The sequence below is a fragment of the Bacillus sp. FSL R5-0709 genome, assembly GCF_038004785.1.
GTDB classification, from domain to species: Bacteria; Bacillota; Bacilli; order Bacillales; family Bacillaceae_G; genus Bacillus_A; species Bacillus_A mycoides.
Genome location: NZ_JBBORT010000001.1, coordinates 219272 through 236059, shown reverse-complemented (window position 1 = coordinate 236059; position 16788 = coordinate 219272). Strand labels below are relative to the sequence as shown.

The 16788-nt window shown below is 35.9% G+C and carries 17 protein-coding genes; 1 reads left to right on the top strand and 16 read right to left on the bottom strand.

The window, feature by feature from the left end:
• Nucleotides 1-287: 287 nt before the first annotated feature.
• The 10 genes from MKX37_RS01340 to MKX37_RS01295 all read right to left on the bottom strand — a co-directional run bounded on the left by MKX37_RS01340 (nucleotide 288) and on the right by MKX37_RS01295 (nucleotide 7663).
• A complete protein-coding gene (locus MKX37_RS01340) occupies nucleotides 288-1562 on the bottom strand; it encodes an MDR family MFS transporter (protein WP_002124811.1) in 1275 nt (424 codons plus the stop codon).
• Between the two features lie 107 nt (nucleotides 1563-1669).
• Nucleotides 1670-3085 carry an amino acid permease gene (locus MKX37_RS01335; RefSeq protein ID WP_002124809.1) on the bottom strand — a complete coding sequence of 472 codons (1416 nt, stop codon included), beginning with the start codon at nucleotides 3083-3085 and terminating at the stop codon, nucleotides 1670-1672.
• Between the two features lie 257 nt (nucleotides 3086-3342).
• Nucleotides 3343-4515, bottom strand: coding sequence for a homogentisate 1,2-dioxygenase (locus MKX37_RS01330; RefSeq protein WP_002169298.1), 1173 nt, complete (start codon nucleotides 4513-4515; stop codon nucleotides 3343-3345).
• Complete coding sequence (locus tag MKX37_RS01325) at nucleotides 4481-5437, bottom strand: fumarylacetoacetate hydrolase family protein (RefSeq protein ID WP_002124804.1); 957 nt, start codon at nucleotides 5435-5437, stop codon at nucleotides 4481-4483. Before MKX37_RS01325 ends, MKX37_RS01330 begins: the two co-directional genes overlap by 35 nt.
• A gap of 66 nt (nucleotides 5438-5503) precedes the next feature.
• Nucleotides 5504-6622, bottom strand: coding sequence for a 4-hydroxyphenylpyruvate dioxygenase (gene hppD / locus MKX37_RS01320; protein ID WP_002124802.1), 1119 nt, complete (start codon nucleotides 6620-6622; stop codon nucleotides 5504-5506).
• Between the two features lie 310 nt (nucleotides 6623-6932).
• Nucleotides 6933-7043, bottom strand: coding sequence for a DUF3948 family protein (locus MKX37_RS01315; RefSeq protein WP_001083697.1), 111 nt, complete (start codon nucleotides 7041-7043; stop codon nucleotides 6933-6935).
• Between the two features lie 42 nt (nucleotides 7044-7085).
• On the bottom strand, nucleotides 7086-7202 hold the full coding sequence (locus tag MKX37_RS01310) for a DUF3948 family protein (protein WP_002029425.1): 117 nt from the start codon (nucleotides 7200-7202) through the stop codon (nucleotides 7086-7088).
• 35 nt (nucleotides 7203-7237) lie between these two features.
• Entirely contained in the window at nucleotides 7238-7354 is a 117-nt protein-coding gene (locus MKX37_RS01305) for a DUF3948 family protein (protein WP_000654250.1), read from the bottom strand.
• A gap of 35 nt (nucleotides 7355-7389) precedes the next feature.
• The gene (locus tag MKX37_RS01300; protein WP_002169299.1) at nucleotides 7390-7500 is read right to left on the bottom strand and encodes a DUF3948 family protein; all 111 of its coding nucleotides are present in this window, start codon (nucleotides 7498-7500) and stop codon (nucleotides 7390-7392) included.
• Nucleotides 7501-7543: 43 nt separating this feature from the next.
• The gene (locus MKX37_RS01295) at nucleotides 7544-7663 is read right to left on the bottom strand and encodes a DUF3948 family protein (RefSeq protein ID WP_002009865.1); all 120 of its coding nucleotides are present in this window, start codon (nucleotides 7661-7663) and stop codon (nucleotides 7544-7546) included.
• Between the two features lie 464 nt (nucleotides 7664-8127).
• Between MKX37_RS01295 and MKX37_RS01290 the strand changes: the two genes are divergently transcribed.
• Nucleotides 8128-9000 carry a Cof-type HAD-IIB family hydrolase gene (locus tag MKX37_RS01290; protein ID WP_002187510.1) on the top strand — a complete coding sequence of 291 codons (873 nt, stop codon included), beginning with the start codon at nucleotides 8128-8130 and terminating at the stop codon, nucleotides 8998-9000.
• A gap of 121 nt (nucleotides 9001-9121) precedes the next feature.
• On the opposite strand, the gene MKX37_RS01285 is transcribed toward MKX37_RS01290, so the two are convergent.
• From MKX37_RS01285 to MKX37_RS01260, 6 genes are all read right to left on the bottom strand, one after another.
• Nucleotides 9122-10087, bottom strand: coding sequence for an ABC transporter ATP-binding protein (locus tag MKX37_RS01285; RefSeq protein ID WP_078422265.1), 966 nt, complete (start codon nucleotides 10085-10087; stop codon nucleotides 9122-9124).
• Nucleotides 10084-11064, bottom strand: coding sequence for an ABC transporter ATP-binding protein (locus MKX37_RS01280; protein ID WP_002091396.1), 981 nt, complete (start codon nucleotides 11062-11064; stop codon nucleotides 10084-10086). The genes MKX37_RS01285 and MKX37_RS01280 overlap by 4 nt, the downstream gene beginning before the upstream one ends.
• A 10-nt stretch (nucleotides 11065-11074) precedes the next feature.
• A complete protein-coding gene (gene opp4C, locus MKX37_RS01275; RefSeq protein ID WP_016121366.1) occupies nucleotides 11075-11998 on the bottom strand; it encodes an oligopeptide ABC transporter permease in 924 nt (307 codons plus the stop codon).
• Between the two features lie 13 nt (nucleotides 11999-12011).
• Nucleotides 12012-12968 (bottom strand): ABC transporter permease, encoded by a 957-nt coding sequence (locus MKX37_RS01270; RefSeq protein ID WP_002091399.1) that lies wholly within the window; start codon nucleotides 12966-12968, stop codon nucleotides 12012-12014.
• Between the two features lie 103 nt (nucleotides 12969-13071).
• The gene (locus MKX37_RS01265; protein ID WP_002169302.1) at nucleotides 13072-14799 is read right to left on the bottom strand and encodes an ABC transporter substrate-binding protein; all 1728 of its coding nucleotides are present in this window, start codon (nucleotides 14797-14799) and stop codon (nucleotides 13072-13074) included.
• Nucleotides 14800-15042: 243 nt separating this feature from the next.
• Entirely contained in the window at nucleotides 15043-16746 is a 1704-nt protein-coding gene (locus MKX37_RS01260; protein WP_002124791.1) for an ABC transporter substrate-binding protein, read from the bottom strand.
• Nucleotides 16747-16788: the final 42 nt, after the last annotated feature.

Genomic DNA, 16788 nt, shown 5'->3' with positions numbered 1-16788 from the left:
ACCAATTGTTTTCATTTTTCTATTTTAGCACTTTTTATAAAAATAGGTAGTTCCTATTTGAAATAAAATGTAACTTCCACAAATAATTAAAAGACACCACTTATTGGTTTTCTACACTTTTTCTCTTTAATTTCTACACACCTAAACAAAATTAAACTTTAAAGCAAAATTGCTATCTAATCTAGTTATGTACCTAAAATATGTAGAAATCCACTTTGTGTGTATGTCATCTATATTACCCTACCATTTGTGGAGGGTGAAAAAACATTGATTAAAGTTTCATTTTATTAAGAAGACTGTTTTGTAGGCGTATCTTTTTGCCTCTGCTCAACAAGACGATCTAAAGAAACATATACAAAGCCTGCAACTACACACCCTACACTTAAAATTGTAAATAAGTAGTGACCAAGCAAACGATCCAATAGAAAACCACCAAGAAGTGGACCGAATGCACTTCCTGTAATCCACTGCAAACTCGCCGCCCCCATATAGGTTCCTCTCAAATGCTCAGGGGCCAAATTCGCTACAAACGTCATCTGTACAGGCGACATAATCATCTCGCCTAACGTATATATGGCATAAACAAACATTAACGTCATTAAAATAATTGTAGCATTTGTATCATATTCTCCAAACCACTTCGGTAACCATCCTATAAAAAACAAACCAATTCCGAACAAACACGCACCGTATAGCATCGTCTTTCCAACAGGTTTATCTGTCGCCCATTTTGAAATTTGAAATTGAAATAAAACAACTAATAGACCATTTAATGCCATTAAATATGGGTATGGATTGTTGACTCCAAAAATATCCTTCATTTCGTTATCAAAGTGAAGCGGTAACATGCCTTCTGTTTGAGAAAACCCCATAGAAATAATAATCCCCGCTAACAAATAAATCATTAACGCCTTATCTCTCATTAAAATTTTCCAAACTGCTCCGGATTCCTTCTCTTTATTTTTTTCCGTCATATCCGTAATTTTTGGCATTGTTTCTTTAATAAGTACTAACACTAGTAGCGCATAAAACAACATAGCGGATGAAGCAATAATAAACACGAGGTTCTTTGATAAAACAACTACTGATGCTCCCATTATCGGTCCAATTGCAGCACCAATATTGTGTCCCATTCGCAATAAACCATATGCTTCTGTTCTTTTTTCTGGCGCCGTCACATCTGCAACCATCGCTGATGCTGCTGGATGAAATAAAGAATTACTTAACCCTAAAAAAATAGATAAAATAGCGTATGGAATAAATCCTTCGATAAATAAAAAACCGAGCATTAATAACGCATTACTCGCCATTGAAAATATCATAATTGGCTTTCTTCCATATATATCAGCTATTCTTCCGCCTATAAGCGAGCCAAAGCTTGCAGCAATTGGAGAAAGCGCCATAATAATCCCAACTTGTAATAAAGAATCTACCTTATCTTTTAAATATAGTGCAAAAAAAGGCATTAACATCATCATCGCAATTCCGTTCAAAGTCTCACCGATAAATCGAATCCATACGTTACGATCCATCTCTCTTAGCTCACGCCATGTATTTTTCACATTTTCACCCCTTTAGTTCGCCAACAATTATCTTATAATACATTCAGAAAAATGTAAATTTTCAAAATAAAAATCCATCCTAACAGAATTAGAATGGATTTTTCCATTTATAAATTTGCTACATCTTCTTCTTTTTTACTATTATTTAAAACACTACGCTTTCTACTATAGGCGAAATAAACTACTATACCGATAACCATCCAAACACCAAAACTAATCCAAGCTGTCGCTGATAATTGAAGCATCAAATATAAGCAAAAGATAACTGTTAATGCTGGTAAAAATGGTACGAGCGGCGCCTTAAACGCCCTTGGTAAATCAGGATGAGTTCGTCTCATCACAATGACAGCAACAGCTACAAGTGCAAATGCTGACAAAGTTCCCATATTTACAAGATGTGCTAAAACATTTAAATCTATTAATCCTGAAATAAGTGCTGCAATAATACCTGTTGTCCATGTATTTAAAAATGGTGTTTTAAATTTCGGATGAACTTTAGCAAGACGCTTCGGTAACAATCCATCTCTGCTCATTGCATATGAAACACGAACTTGCCCATACATCATAACTAGCATTACAGTTGTAATTCCTGTAATTGCTCCTACTGATATCACTCCCGCCAAACTATCTTGTCCAATAAATTGAAGTGCGAAAGCAACTGGATCTGATATATTCAACTGACCGTATGGAACAATCCCTGTCAAAATAAGTGAAACAACAATGTAAAGAACCGTACAAACTAGTAACGATGCAATAATTCCAATCGGCAAATCGCGTTGTGGGCGCTTCACTTCTTCTGCGGCTGTTGATACAGCATCAAATCCAATGAATGCGAAGAAAACTGTAGCTGCTCCAGCCATTACACCATCTAACCCAAATGGCATAAAAGGTGTCCAATTTTCAGGTTTTACATAATTAAATCCGGCGAAGATAAAAATGAGAACAACTGCTAGTTTAATAAATACCATTATATTATTTACACGTGCACTTTCACGAACACCTCTAGATAAAAGAACCGTCATAACTAGAATAATTAGAACTGCAGGTAAATCAATTATTCCACCCTTTCCAGTACCAGGGGCCGAGGAGAGAATGGTCGGAATATGAATCCCAAATCCCTTTAATAACGATTGAAAATACGCTGACCATCCATTAGCTACAGCAGATGTGGCTAATAAATACTCGAGCATTAAATCCCATCCAATTAAGAATGCAAATACTTCTCCCATCGTCGCATACGTGTACGTGTAAACACTCCCTGAGACAGGAACTGAAGAAGCAAATTCAGCGTAACAAAATGCAGCAAAGGCACAAGCTAATGCAGCTATAGCAAATGATAATATAATAGCTGGTCCAGAATGTTTCGCTGCTACAACGCCAGTAAGAACAAAAATACCAGTTCCAACAATTGCTCCGATTCCAAGCATTGTTAAATCAAGTGCCCCTAACGTTCTCGATAATGTCTTTTGTTTACTTTCTTGCAGTAACGTTGAAATTGGCTTCTTTTGAAAAATTTGCTTCATGCTGTGCTCCTCCACGATTTTAGTTTTCTGAAAATTTAATTTACTTTTTCATTTTACCCACGGCATGTTTTTTAGTCAATACTTTTGTCGAAATAAACAGAAAACTATCGAGATACATACTATACTCTTATCATCCTTTCGATAAAAAGATTCAGACAATCATATCTATATATATTTTCATAACTTTTTTTGGTATTATTATACATGTCGATTCCATAAAAGAGGCATGCTCCCGTAGTGAGCATGCCTCTTTTTACTTATTTCACAGTATATGAACCCTCTTCAATCCAGCTATACATATATTTTTCATCTTCCGTCTCATGTGCTTGTTTTACAATACGAAGCGGACGGAATGTATCTATCATAACGGCCAGTTCAAGTGTCTCTTTCTTCCCTATACTCGCTTCTGTTTTCCCTGGATGTGGCCCATGCGGGATCCCGCTTGGATGAAGCGTAATAGAACCTTCTTCTACACCTTTTCGGCTCATAAAGTTACCTTCTACATAGTACAGTACTTCATCACTATTCACATTACTATGATAATATGGTGCCGGAATAGATTCTGGATGATAATCGTATAAACGCGGTACGAAAGAGCAAATGACGAAATTATGCCCTTCGAATGTTTGATGTACTGGTGGTGGCTGATGAATACGACCTGTAATTGGCTCAAAATCCTCCACATTAAAGACCCACGGATATAAATAACCATCCCACCCAACAACATCTAACGGATGGTGCCCTAACACATGCTTGTGCATATAACCTCTCGACTTTGTCATTACGACAAACTCACCTTTGTCATCATATGTCTCCAATTTTTCCGGGCCACGAATATCCCTTTCACAAAACGGACTATGTTCTAACAATTGCCCATATTCATTGCGATAGCGACTTGGTGTTGTAATTTGGCTATTTGCCTCTACAACAAGAAACTTAGTCTCTCCCTCATCTGGAATAACACGATAAATCGTTCCAATTGGAATTGTTACATAATCACCTTTTCTATAGTGAATCGTTCCAAACATCGTTTCAATTTTTCCTGTTCCATAATGAACAAATAACATTTCATCGCCATCACCATTACGGTAAAAATAATCCATTTTTTCTGTTGGACTCACTACTCCAATTAATAAATCCTCATTCCCAAGCATAAAGTTTCTTCCGCTTACTGCATCACCAGTTTTTTTATTTTCTTTCGTACGGAAGTGGCGATGAGCAAGAAGGGCATCCTCTTCATACTGTAACTGACAAGAATGCGATAATGCCGCGTGCCCTACTTCTGTTGGCATATAATGATGATACAAAATAGACTGGGTACCAGAGAAACCTTTTGTCCCCATTACCTGCTCACGATAAAGCGATCCATCTTTTTTACGAAATTGTACATGTCGTTTATGAGGTAGCTCCCCCATGTGACGATAAAACATGCCCATCACCTGCTTTCATGTCTTTTTTGACCGTATTACGTAACGTACCTAAACCAGTAATCGACAGCTCTACAACATCTCCATCTTGTAGCCACTCTTCTGTACCAAGTTCTAAAATACATCCTGTTCCTACTGTCCCGGAACCAATCACATCTCCTGGATATAACGTAACGTCTTCCGAAGCACGTTCAATCATTTCAGCAAATGTATAGTAAATATCTTGGAAGTTTCCCTTTGATAATATCTTTCCATTTACATGAGCAGTCATCTCTAAATCATAACGATCACCATTACGATAAACGTCTAATTCCTCTTTCGTAACGAGATACGCTCCTAATGAAGTTGCAAAATCTTTTCCTTTCGCTGGACCGAGTCCCACTTTCATTTCTGTTGCTTGTAAGTCCCTTGCACTCCAGTCGTTCATAATGCAGTAACCAAAAATATATTCCTCTGCTTGTTCACGAGAAATGTTTCGTCCTTCTTTCCCAATTACGCAAGCAATCTCTAACTCATAATCAAGCTTTTTAGACTTCTTCGGACCAATAACAAAATCATCTGGTCCAATAACAGCACGGTGGTTCGTAAAATAAAAAACCGGGATATCATACCATTCAGGTACAACATCTAGCCCTCTTCGTCCGCGAGCTGTTTTTACATGCTGCTCAAATGCATAAAAATCTCGAATGCTACTCGGATTAGGAATTGCCGCTGCAAATTGAACTTCCTCTAAGGAATATATACCCTTTGCAGGATTCTTAATATTACGCAATACTTCTACATACTCATCTGCTTTCTCTAAAAAGGCGAACATAGAAGAAGGTAATTGTCCATCACTCGCAAGATTCATATCGATTACTTTGTCACCTTCAAGCCATCCAGCTCGCATTTCTTTCGATGGGAGACGAAATGTAACAAATTTCATCGTGATTCCTCCCTATGAAAATGAAATTTCCACCAACAAAGGAACTCTTGCTGGTGGATACAAATTTTATAAATTTCCGCGACGCTCTTGTTCTCTTTCAATTGATTCGAATAACGCTTTAAAGTTCCCTTCGCCAAATCCACGAGAACCTTTACGTTGGATGATTTCAATAAATAGAGTTGGACGATCTACAATTGGTTTCGTAAAGATTTGTAATAAATAACCTTCTTCGTCACGGTCTACTAGAATCTTCAATTCTTTTAATCTATCAATTTCTTCATCAATTTTTCCAACACGTGCAGTTAACTCATCGTAATACGTATCTGGCGTATCTAAAAACTCCACGCCATTCGCACGAAGCACTTCAATTGTTTTTACAATGTCACTTGTTAATAAAGCAAGATGCTGTACACCCGCTCCGTTATAGAACTCTAGATATTCTTGAATTTGTGACTTTCTTTTTCCGTCTGCTGGTTCATTAATTGGAAACTTAATACGGCTTCCATTCGTCATAACTTTTGACATTAATGCCGAATACTCTGTGCTAATATCGTCATCATCAAAGTGAATCATTTGTTTAAATCCCATGACGTTCTCATAATAACTAACCCATTCTTCCATTTTCTCAACGTTACCAACGACATGGTCTACAGCAATTAAACCGGATTCTTCAAATGGAATATTGAACTCTACCTTTTGAAATCCTGGCATGAATGTTCCTTTATAATTTTTACGCTCTACAAGCGTATGAATTGTATCACCATACGTACCAATAACCGCTTTCTTCAAGGTACCTTCCTCATCTGTTAACTCTTCAGGAGGAGCAATCGCAACAGCGCCACGTTTTACAGCTTCAGAGTATGCTTTATCAACATCATCAACAAGTAAAGCCACATCCTTCACTCCATCACCATGAGTCTTTACAAAATCTGCAATACGACTATCACTACTTAAAGCTCCAGACACAACAAAACGCATATTTTTTTGCACAAGAACATAAGATACCTTTTCACGGTTTCCTGTTTCTAATCCAGAATAAGCTACAATTTTGAATCCAAACGCTCTCGCAAGATAATAACTTGATTGCTTTGCATTCCCTACGTAAAATTCCAAATGATCTACATCACGTACCGGAAAAAAGTCCTCCATTTGTGCAGCTAGCGTATCCATAGATTTTTGTTTCATAATATCTTCATCCCCCTGTAAATAGATTAAATGGTCCATACTTAAAACCAACCGAAAACGCTTCCAACATCAATTAATAGAAATTAGTTAGCAAGCTAACAATTTCCGACCTTTAAAATTTTCTATCTTTTCTGTCAAATTCCTCTTTTTTTCTTACATATAAAATTCGACTTTTTTCTCTTTAAAGTAAGGGGAAAATATTAATACTTGAAGGTATATATGAGAGGAAAACAAAAAAGACTCCAACATATTAACTACTTACTAATACGTTAGAGTCTTTATTTTTTTTGAATGATTGTATTTATATTTTTCATACTAATATATTTGCAAGGAATAGAATAAATGATGTTAATATTACCGCTCCGCCTAATGATCCTAATAAATCTGTTTTTGTTACTTGTAACACTTGTTCACTGTTCATATTCCTCATTCTCCTTTCATTTTGTACAATTTAAAACTTTTATTATACTAATACGCTTGATAGAAATACGATTAATGCTGTTAATACTACTGCTCCGCTTGCTGATCCTAAGAAATCACCTTTTGTTACTTGTAATACTTGCTCTTTCATATCTTTCATTCTCCCTTCATTTATCTTTTGTTACAAAACTTCTATTATACTAATACGCTTGATAGAAATACGATTAATGCTGTTAATACTACCGCTCCACTTGCTGATCCTACGAAGTCACCTTTTGTTACTTGTAATACTTGCTCTTTCATATCTTTCATTCTCCCTTCATTTATCTTTTGTTACAAAACTTCTATTATACTAATACGCTTGATAGAAATACGATTAATGCTGTTAATACTACCGCTCCACTTGCTGATCCTACGAAGTCACCTTTTGTCACTTTTAATACTTGCTCGTTGTTCATAATTTTCATTCTCCCTTCTCTTATTTTTGTTACAAAACTTCTATTATACTAATACGCTTGATAGAAATACGATTAATGCTGTTAATACTACTGCTCCGCTTGCTGATCCTAAGAAGTCACCTTTTGTTACGTTTAATACTTGCTCGTTGTTCATATCATTCATTCTCCTTTTTTATAAGTTATCTATATGTAATTACTAAGAAATGATTAGTTCATAGTTTTCATGTTAACGTTACATTGAAATTAATTACGTAACGTTTGTAACATTAATGTAACATAACTATTATTACGTTGCAATATAATTACGTAAATTTTATTACACTTTTTTTACGTTTTTTTAAATAAACACTCAAAAACCTTGTTTTAATGCGTTTTCTACTACAATCACATTTGTAACACTAGTGTAACATTAAGGTCATAAAGCGAAATATAATATTATTCATCTCTATTTTGTTAAAAACCAAAGTGAAACTTTAATCAACGAGAGTTCCATTCCCTACTAATTATTCCCCTCACCAATCGCACTTTTACTAGAAATTACTGCGGGATAAAATACTATCTTTCCAAGATAAGTTTATATGTTTCCTCTATATAACTATGTATAATGGAAACAAAGAGGTGGTCATTTTGAAATTAATCGCACTAGATATGGATGGTACACTACTATCATCTAATCTTGAAATCTCCAAAGAGAACTTACAAGCTATCCAAACCGCAAAAGAGGCTGGTCATATTGTAATGATTTGTTCTGGCCGCGCGAAAGAGGATGCTTTGAAATTATTGGAAGAATATAAACTATCTCTTCCAGTTGGAGCAAGCAATGGGGCAATTGTTTATGTGGACGGAAAAGTAATTAACTCGCGTTGTTTACAAAATGATAAAGTATACAAGCTTGCAAAATTACTAGAATCTGAAGGTTTTCCATATAAGTTGTACACAAATAAAGGGGTTTATTCTCCTTATACATGGCAAGGTCAAGTTATGCAGGCATTCGAAGAAAATAAACATACACTAGATGTTACACTTGAGGAACTTGAAAGAATTACAGAAAAACAAAAGAAATCTAACTTAATTACTGATTTCCAAAAAATAGAAGATGTCGTAAATAATCCAGAATTAGAAATATCTAAATTCTTCATTTTAACATTTAATGCTGCTCATCGTTCACAGCTATTACAAACTTTACAAGAAGATACGGACATTTCAGTTACGGCATCAGCTCCTACTAATGTAGAAATTATGGATAAGCATGGTCATAAGGGCAATGGTTTGCAAGAAATGGCAGCTTATTTCAATATACCAATTGAAGATACTGTTGCAATCGGTGACAACTTTAATGATGTGCCAATGCTACAAGTAGCCGGCTTATCAGTTGCAATGGGAAATGCTGAAGAAGACGTAAAAAAATTATGTGACGTTGTTACATTAACAAATAATGAAAACGGTGTTGCTCATGCAATTGAGCAATTTGTATTAAAACAAACTTCATCTAGTAAATAAAGTGAAACTTTAATCAGAGGTGGGGTTCCTCTGATTATTAGTTGAACCAATCGGGCTTTTACGGGCAGTTAATGCGGGGTAAAAAAAGGACTCTTTCACATTTTGAAAGAGTCCTTTTCTTTTACACATGATGACAAGCAACAAAATGATCTTCACCCACATTACGGAATTCTGGTACATTCGTTTTACAAATATCTGTAGCAACGGGGCAACGTGTATGAAAACGGCAACCTGATGGTGGATTTGCAGGACTTGGAATATCCCCTTCTAGAATAATCCGTTCTCGCTTAACCGTTGGATCCGGTATTGGCACTGCTGATAACAATGCTTTTGTATATGGATGAAGCGGATTCGCAAATAACTCATCACGTGGTGCTGTTTCCACAATAGTTCCTAAATACATAATTCCAATTTTCGTACATAAGTGCTCCACAACACTTAAATCATGTGAAATGAATAAATAGGATAATCCCTTTTTCTCCTGTAATTCACTAAACAAATTAATGATTTGCGCTTGAATAGATACATCTAATGCCGCAACAGGCTCATCAGCTACAATAAATTCTGGATCTAATACCATCGCCCTTGCAATAACGATACGTTGACGTTGCCCACCGGAAAACTCATGAGGGTACCGGTCAATATGATACGGCGCTAAACCACATAACTCCAATACTTCTATCACCTTTTCACGGACATTTTCTTTCGTCGCTAGTCCGTGAGCCAACATTGGCTCACCAAGCGCTTCTCCAATTCTCATTCTAGGATTTAATGAGCTAAATGGATCTTGGAACACGAGCTGCATATTAGGACGGTGCTTTCTCAATTCCTCCTTGGATAAGGAATGAACATCGTGCCCTTTAAACTTTACTTCCCCCTCCGTTTTTTGGACGAGACGTAAAATTGTTTTTCCTATAGTTGTTTTTCCACTTCCTGATTCTCCAACGAGGCCGAACACTTCACCTTTATTAATAGTAAAACTTACTCCATCAACTGCCTTTACATGTCCAATTGTTCTACTAAATATGCCGCCTTTAATTGGAAAATACGTCTTTAAGTTTTTCACTTCTAATAATGGTTCACTCATTGCCCAGCACGCTCCTCATATAACCAACAAGCTACTTTATGATCCTCGTCATGCACATTAAGATTTGGCGCTTCATTTTTGCATATTTCCATGCAATGTTCACAGCGGCCACTAAAGTAGCAAAACTCATCTAAGCCAACTAAATTTGGAACTTGCCCTGGAATAGAATAAAGTTTATCTGTTCGTTTCCCCATTACTGGTTTTGATTTTAGCAGCCCTTGCGTATATGGATGTTTCGGATTTTGAAATATCTCTAGTACCGGTGCCTCTTCAATAACTTTTCCACCATACATAACGACAACATAATCGGCCATTTCTGCTACAACACCTAGATCATGTGTAATTAATAAAATGGACGTTTTAAATTCCTCTTTTACTTGTCTTAGTAAGTCTAATATTTGCGCTTGAATCGTAACGTCTAGAGCTGTTGTCGGTTCATCTGCAATTAATAACTTTGGATTACAACTAAGTGCAATAGCAATCATAATACGTTGTAACATACCACCGCTTAATTCGTGCGGATAAGAATGGACAATTTCATCAGCACGAGCAATACCAACTTTACGAATTAATTCAATTGCTTTTTTGTATGCTTCGTTTTTGCTAAGTAGTTCATGCTCTCTTAACGTCTCAACAATTTGCTCTCCAACAGTAAAGACCGGATTAAGTGATGTCATCGGTTCCTGGAAAATCATCGCGATATCATTTCCTCTTAAACTACGAAGTTCTTTCTCTTTCATTCCTAAAAGACTTTTTCCTTCATAAAGAATATCACCACCAACGATGCCGCCAGATTCAGCAATAAGTCCCATAATAGATAAAGCCGTTACACTTTTCCCGCAACCTGATTCGCCTACTACACAAACTGTTTCACCTTCTCGAACTGAAAAGCTAACATGATTGACAGCCTTTACTGTACCTTCTTCCGTCTGAAAGTGTGTTTGTAAATCCTTTAGCTCTACTACTGCTCTACTCATGCTTTCTCACCTACCGCTTCATCTTTGGATCTAATGCATCACGAAGTGCATCGCCAAGTATATTAATTGATACAACTGTTATAAAGATTGCAAAACCAGGCGGGATCCATAACCACGGACGCTTTTGGAAATCGATTAATGAGTTTGCTGCACTAATCATATTTCCCCACGATGGTGTAGGCGGGACAACGCCAAGTCCTAGGTAACTTAGTGCAGACTCTCCTAAAATAGAACCTGCAACACCTAATGTGGATACAACAATTAATATCGGCAGAACATTTGGGATTAAATGATATACAATTTTCCGGTAATCGTTTATCCCGAGTACATCAGCAGCTTGCATAAACGATTGTTCTCGCAGCGATAAAATTTGACCTCGTACGAGGCGTGCAAGTCCTGGCCAACCTACTAAACTTAAAATGATCATAATGACATAAAGACGATAATCAGATGGTACTTTCCATTCTGATAAAATAGCTCCCATTATAATAAGTAACGGTAATCCTGGCATCGACATTAAAATATCCGCGAGACGCATTATAATATTATCGACGATACCACGGTAGAAACCTGCAATCGCTCCTAATAAAGCACCTAGTATAACGGATAACACCATTGAGGCTAAGCCAATTGTTAATGAAATCCGTCCTGCTTGCATAAGCCTCGTTAAAATGTCTCTTCCTAATTGATCTGTGCCAAGCCAATGAGAAAAACTAGGTGGTTTGTTAATTAACGTAACTTGTATTTTTCCTGATGCATACGGTGAAAAGAATGGACCAATAAAACAAAATAAAAACATAAAAACTAATGCGTAAAATCCTATAAGTGCCATTTTATTTTTCTTTATCCTTTTAAAAGCTTGCCTCCACGGCGACGATCCATTCCTTCTTTTCTTTTTTTCTTTTTTTTCCGTAGTTGCTGTAACAGTTTCCATCTCTTCCCCCCCCTTACTTCAACCGAATACGTGGATCAACAACTGCATATACAATATCCGCTAAAAAGTTTGAAACAATTGTCAAACACGAAAGAAACATCGTAAATGCCATTAATACCGTATAATCACGAAAATTAAGTGCTTCTAATTGAATATTACCGATACCTGGCCAGTTGAAAATTTGTTCTATAATAATTGCCCCTGAAAACAACCCTGGTAATTCAAATGCAAGCAATGTAATAGCCGGCAAAATTGCATTTTTTAATGCATGTTTATAAATAACGGTCTTCTCCTTTAAACCTTTTGCTCGAGCCGTTCGAATGTAATCTTGCCGTACAACCTCTAACATACTCGTTCTAAAATAACGAGTTAATGAGCCAACTCCAAGAAGAGTTAAAATAAATACGGGTAAAACCATATGCTTTGCAACTTCTATTCCGTAAGCAAGCCCAGTTGAATTACTCCCAACATCAATCATCCCGCCTATCGGTAACAGCTTAAAGTCAACCGCAAACACTTTAATTAAAAACAAACCGATAAAGAATGAAGGAAATGACATCGCTGCAAATACACCAATTGTTACAAGCTTATCGAATAAAGAATGTTGCTTTGTCGCTGAAAATACACCGATAATAAGTGCAATTAGCCAAATAAAGAACAATGCAATAATCGCAACAATAAACGAATTCCATATAAATTTATTTAATAATGACGTTACAGATTCTTGATATTGAAGAGAAAAACCAAAGTCCCCCTGCAATGCATTACCTAGCCAGTGAAAATATCGCTCAACAATTGGTTTATTCAATCCATACAATTCCCTAAGTTCAGCTGCTCTTTCCGGTGTAATCTTCGGGTTTGAATCAATATAATCTCCTGGAAGAAGTGCGAACAGGAAGAAGATAATAATCGATGTCCCCAACAGTGTAGGAATCATTTGTAACAGCCTACGAATGATATATGTTTTCACCCTTTTTCTCTCCAATCTTATGCTTAAAATAGAAGAACATTTTTTCAAAGCGGCACACTACTTGCCGAATGAAAAAATGTCTTCTACTTATACATTCTTCTCGTTATTTTTCGATAGATAGAGCTGGTAAGTTTGCACTAATACTATTGTATTTTTCAGGGTCAATTCCTTTTATATTCCCGTTATAACCAGTAATTGTTCTACGATAGTTTAATAGAATTACTGGTGGATCATCACTTAATTCTTTATACAGTTCTTTATAGATTGGTTTACGTTTTTCAATATCTACCGTTTCAATACCCTTTTGAATTAACTCATCTACTTTTGTATTTTTATAACCAAGACTCTTCTCATTGACACCCGACAAATATTCACCAGCTGTTTCACTCGGATCACTTGTAATTGGTGTCGAAACAGAAGCTAAATCATAATCACCTTTGTTTACCTTCGAAAGCATAGTATTAAAGTCCATAAATTCAGGGTTAAATTCTACACCTATTTCTTTATAATTCTCTTTTGCAATCGGAATTAATAAATCGCTATCTTTAGCCGAACTTGGGCCGAAATAAGAAAGCTTTAATTTTTGACCATCTTTTTCACGAATTCCATCCGAACCAACTTTCCATCCTGCTTCATCTAATAATTTTTTCGCTTTTTCTTTGTCGTATTCATATTTATTAACTCCTTCTTCCGTATAAGCCCAAGAAGTTGGATGAATTGGTACATTAGCTACCGTACCGTATCCTTTCAATGCTGTATCAACATATTTTTTACGATCTAATCCGTAAATAAGTGCTTGACGAACCTTTTTATCCTTTAAGTACGGCTTATTATTATTCATATAAATATAGCTAAATGACGCTGCTGTTTCGATTTGGATATTTGCAAATTCTAAAGCCTTAGCCTGTTCAAGAACTTCGTCACCAGTACCTAGGCCAGTGTAGTCAACCTCACCTGTTTGGAATAATTGAAGCTTCGTATCACCAGAAGTAATTTTATAAATGAAGTTTGGAATTTTTGGTTTACCCGCATAATAATTTTCATTTGCTACAAATCGCACTTCTTGCCCTGGGATATACTTTTCAAATTTATATGGACCCGCAGCTATCGGTTTTTCATATAACGCTTTTAAGTAATCTAAGCTTGTATTTTGTTTGTAATCTTTTCCATAATAAGCTTTTGATAATACCTCTCCACCTAAGGCTGTTAGTGCCTGTGAATTAACTTTTTTAGTTGTAATTTTAATTGTCTGTGGATCAACAACTTGAATTCCTTCAATAGAAGTTGCTTTTCCTTCTTTATATTCTTTACCACCTTTAACAGCATATTGAGAAATGTCTTTGTCACCCTCATATGCCTTATCATGTAAAAGCGTCAATGTGAACGCTACATCATCTGCTGTTAATGGTGAACCATCGCTAAATTTCAAATCTTTACGTAAATGGAATGTATATGTTAACTGATCAGAGGAAATATCCCACTTCTCAGCTAATTCTGGAGTTGGTTTTCCTTGTTTATCTGTAGATACAAGGGATGCAAAAATAACTGAAGTGACGTTTCCATCCCAACCATTTTGTTGGAAATATGGTAAAAATACGCCGCCTGGTTTACTAATGCCAACTACTAACGTATCTTTTCTATTCTTCGCTTTATCTGGTACTTTCGTCTTATCTGTCGCAGCAATATTTTCAACTTTTATATTTTTTAAATCTTGCTGTTTTACTGGTTCTGTAGAAGCCGTATCCTCCTGTCCCCCACAAGCAGATAACACAAGCGAACTACTCAGTAATACCGAAAATACACCAGCCCATTTTTTTGTCTTTTTCTTCATTGTCCCCACCCTAACTTTTTTTTAATAATTACACCTTATGAACTGCTTGCCTAATGTATGCCTCCCACAGCAACATTTTATAGCCAATCGGAAAAGTCGGTTTTGGTTATAAAAAAATAGTTGTTTTTGAGGGGTAACAATCTTATTCCGACCTTTCCGGTAGACTTTATGGTTATTAGCTTATATCTTTCAGTATATTTTGTCAATTATTTCTATATAAATATTTCGATAATTCTTTCGAAATTATTGAGCAATATTCAATTTAGGTAAACTTAACAAAATACCATTATAATTATCTTCTTGTAATCCTTGAATTCGTGCATTATGTGCAGACACGACTTTACTATTGTTTAAGAAAATAACAGGTGGATCTTCACTTAACTCTTGATATAGTTTTTTATAGATTTCTTTTCGTTTTTCAATATCCAATGTTTCTAATGCCTGCTTAGCTAATTCATCTACTTTCGGATTATGATATCCATCATAATTACGCTTACTTGTCGAAACAAACTCCTCAATTGTTCCGCTCGGATCATCAATCATCGGTGTGGAGACCATCGCTAAATCATAATCTCCTTTAATTACCTTGGAAATCATCGTATTAAAGTCCATGTATTCAGGATTGAAATCTACCCCAATCTTTTTATAATCCTCCTTCATAACGGGGATCATCACATCATTGATTTTACTTGCAGAAGAAGCAAAATAACTTACCTTCAATTTTTGGCCATCTTTTTCACGAATACCATCTGATCCAGCTTTCCACCCAGCTTCATCGAGCAATTTCTTCGCCTTTTCTAAATTATATTCGTATTTATTGATTCCTTCTTCTGTATACGCCCACGAAACTGGTGTAATTGGTACATTAACGAGTGAAGCGTATCCTTGGAAATATGTATCAATGACCTTTTGACGCTCTAATCCATAAATAAACGCTTGGCGTACACGTTTATCTTTAAAGTATGACTTCTTATAATTCATTTTAATGTAACCGTATGAACTTCCCGTATACACATTAACATTAGCAAAGCCTAACTCTTTTAATTGTTCAATCGTCTCCGCATTTGTCGTGAAGCCATCATAATCTACTTCGCCCGCTTGAAATTGTTGCAGCTTCGTATCACCTTTTGTAATTTTATAAATAAAGTGCTCAATCTTCGGTTTACCTTCAAAATAATTTTCATTTGCTACAAAACGAACCTCTTGACCTGGAATATATTTATCTAGTTTATAAGCTCCTGCTCCCATCGGTTTTCCATATAACTCTTTTAAATACTCTAAATTCCCTTGCTTATATTCTTTACCGTAATAAGCTTTTGATATAACTTCTCCACCAATTAACGATAATGTTTGGGCATTTACCTTTTCAGTTGTAATCGTAATTGTTTTCGGATCGATGACTTGAATCCCCTCAATAGATGTAGCCTTTCCTTCTTTATATGCTTGCCCACCCTTTATTGCTGTTTGGCTTATGTCCGTTGCACCACTATAAGTTGGATCATGTAGTAAAGTTAATGTAAATGCTACGTCATCCGCTGTTAACGGTGAACTATCACTAAACTTTAAATCATCTTTCAAATGAAACGTATATGTAAGCTGATCCTCCGAAATATCCCATTTCTTCGCTAGAATTGGAATTGGTTTCCCCTCCTTATCCAATCCAACGAGAGGAGCAAAGATAGCTTGTGTTATATTACCATCCCACCCATTTTCCATAAAATGCGGAAGGAATATCCCGCCAGGGCTCGGCATTCCCACTACAAAGGTATCCTTTCTTTCTTTTGCCTTTGCTGGACTTTTTGCTTTGTCACTCGCTTTAATAAACTCATCTTTTACTTTCGGCATCTTTGTTGCTTCATTTGTACTTGTCTCTTCTTGAGCACATCCTGCTAATAAAACCGATGTACTAAGAAACGTAAAAAGTAACCCTTTAAAAACCTTTCGCATAATTCTCACCCTTACTTTCCTGTTTTTTTATTAAGTGGTAAC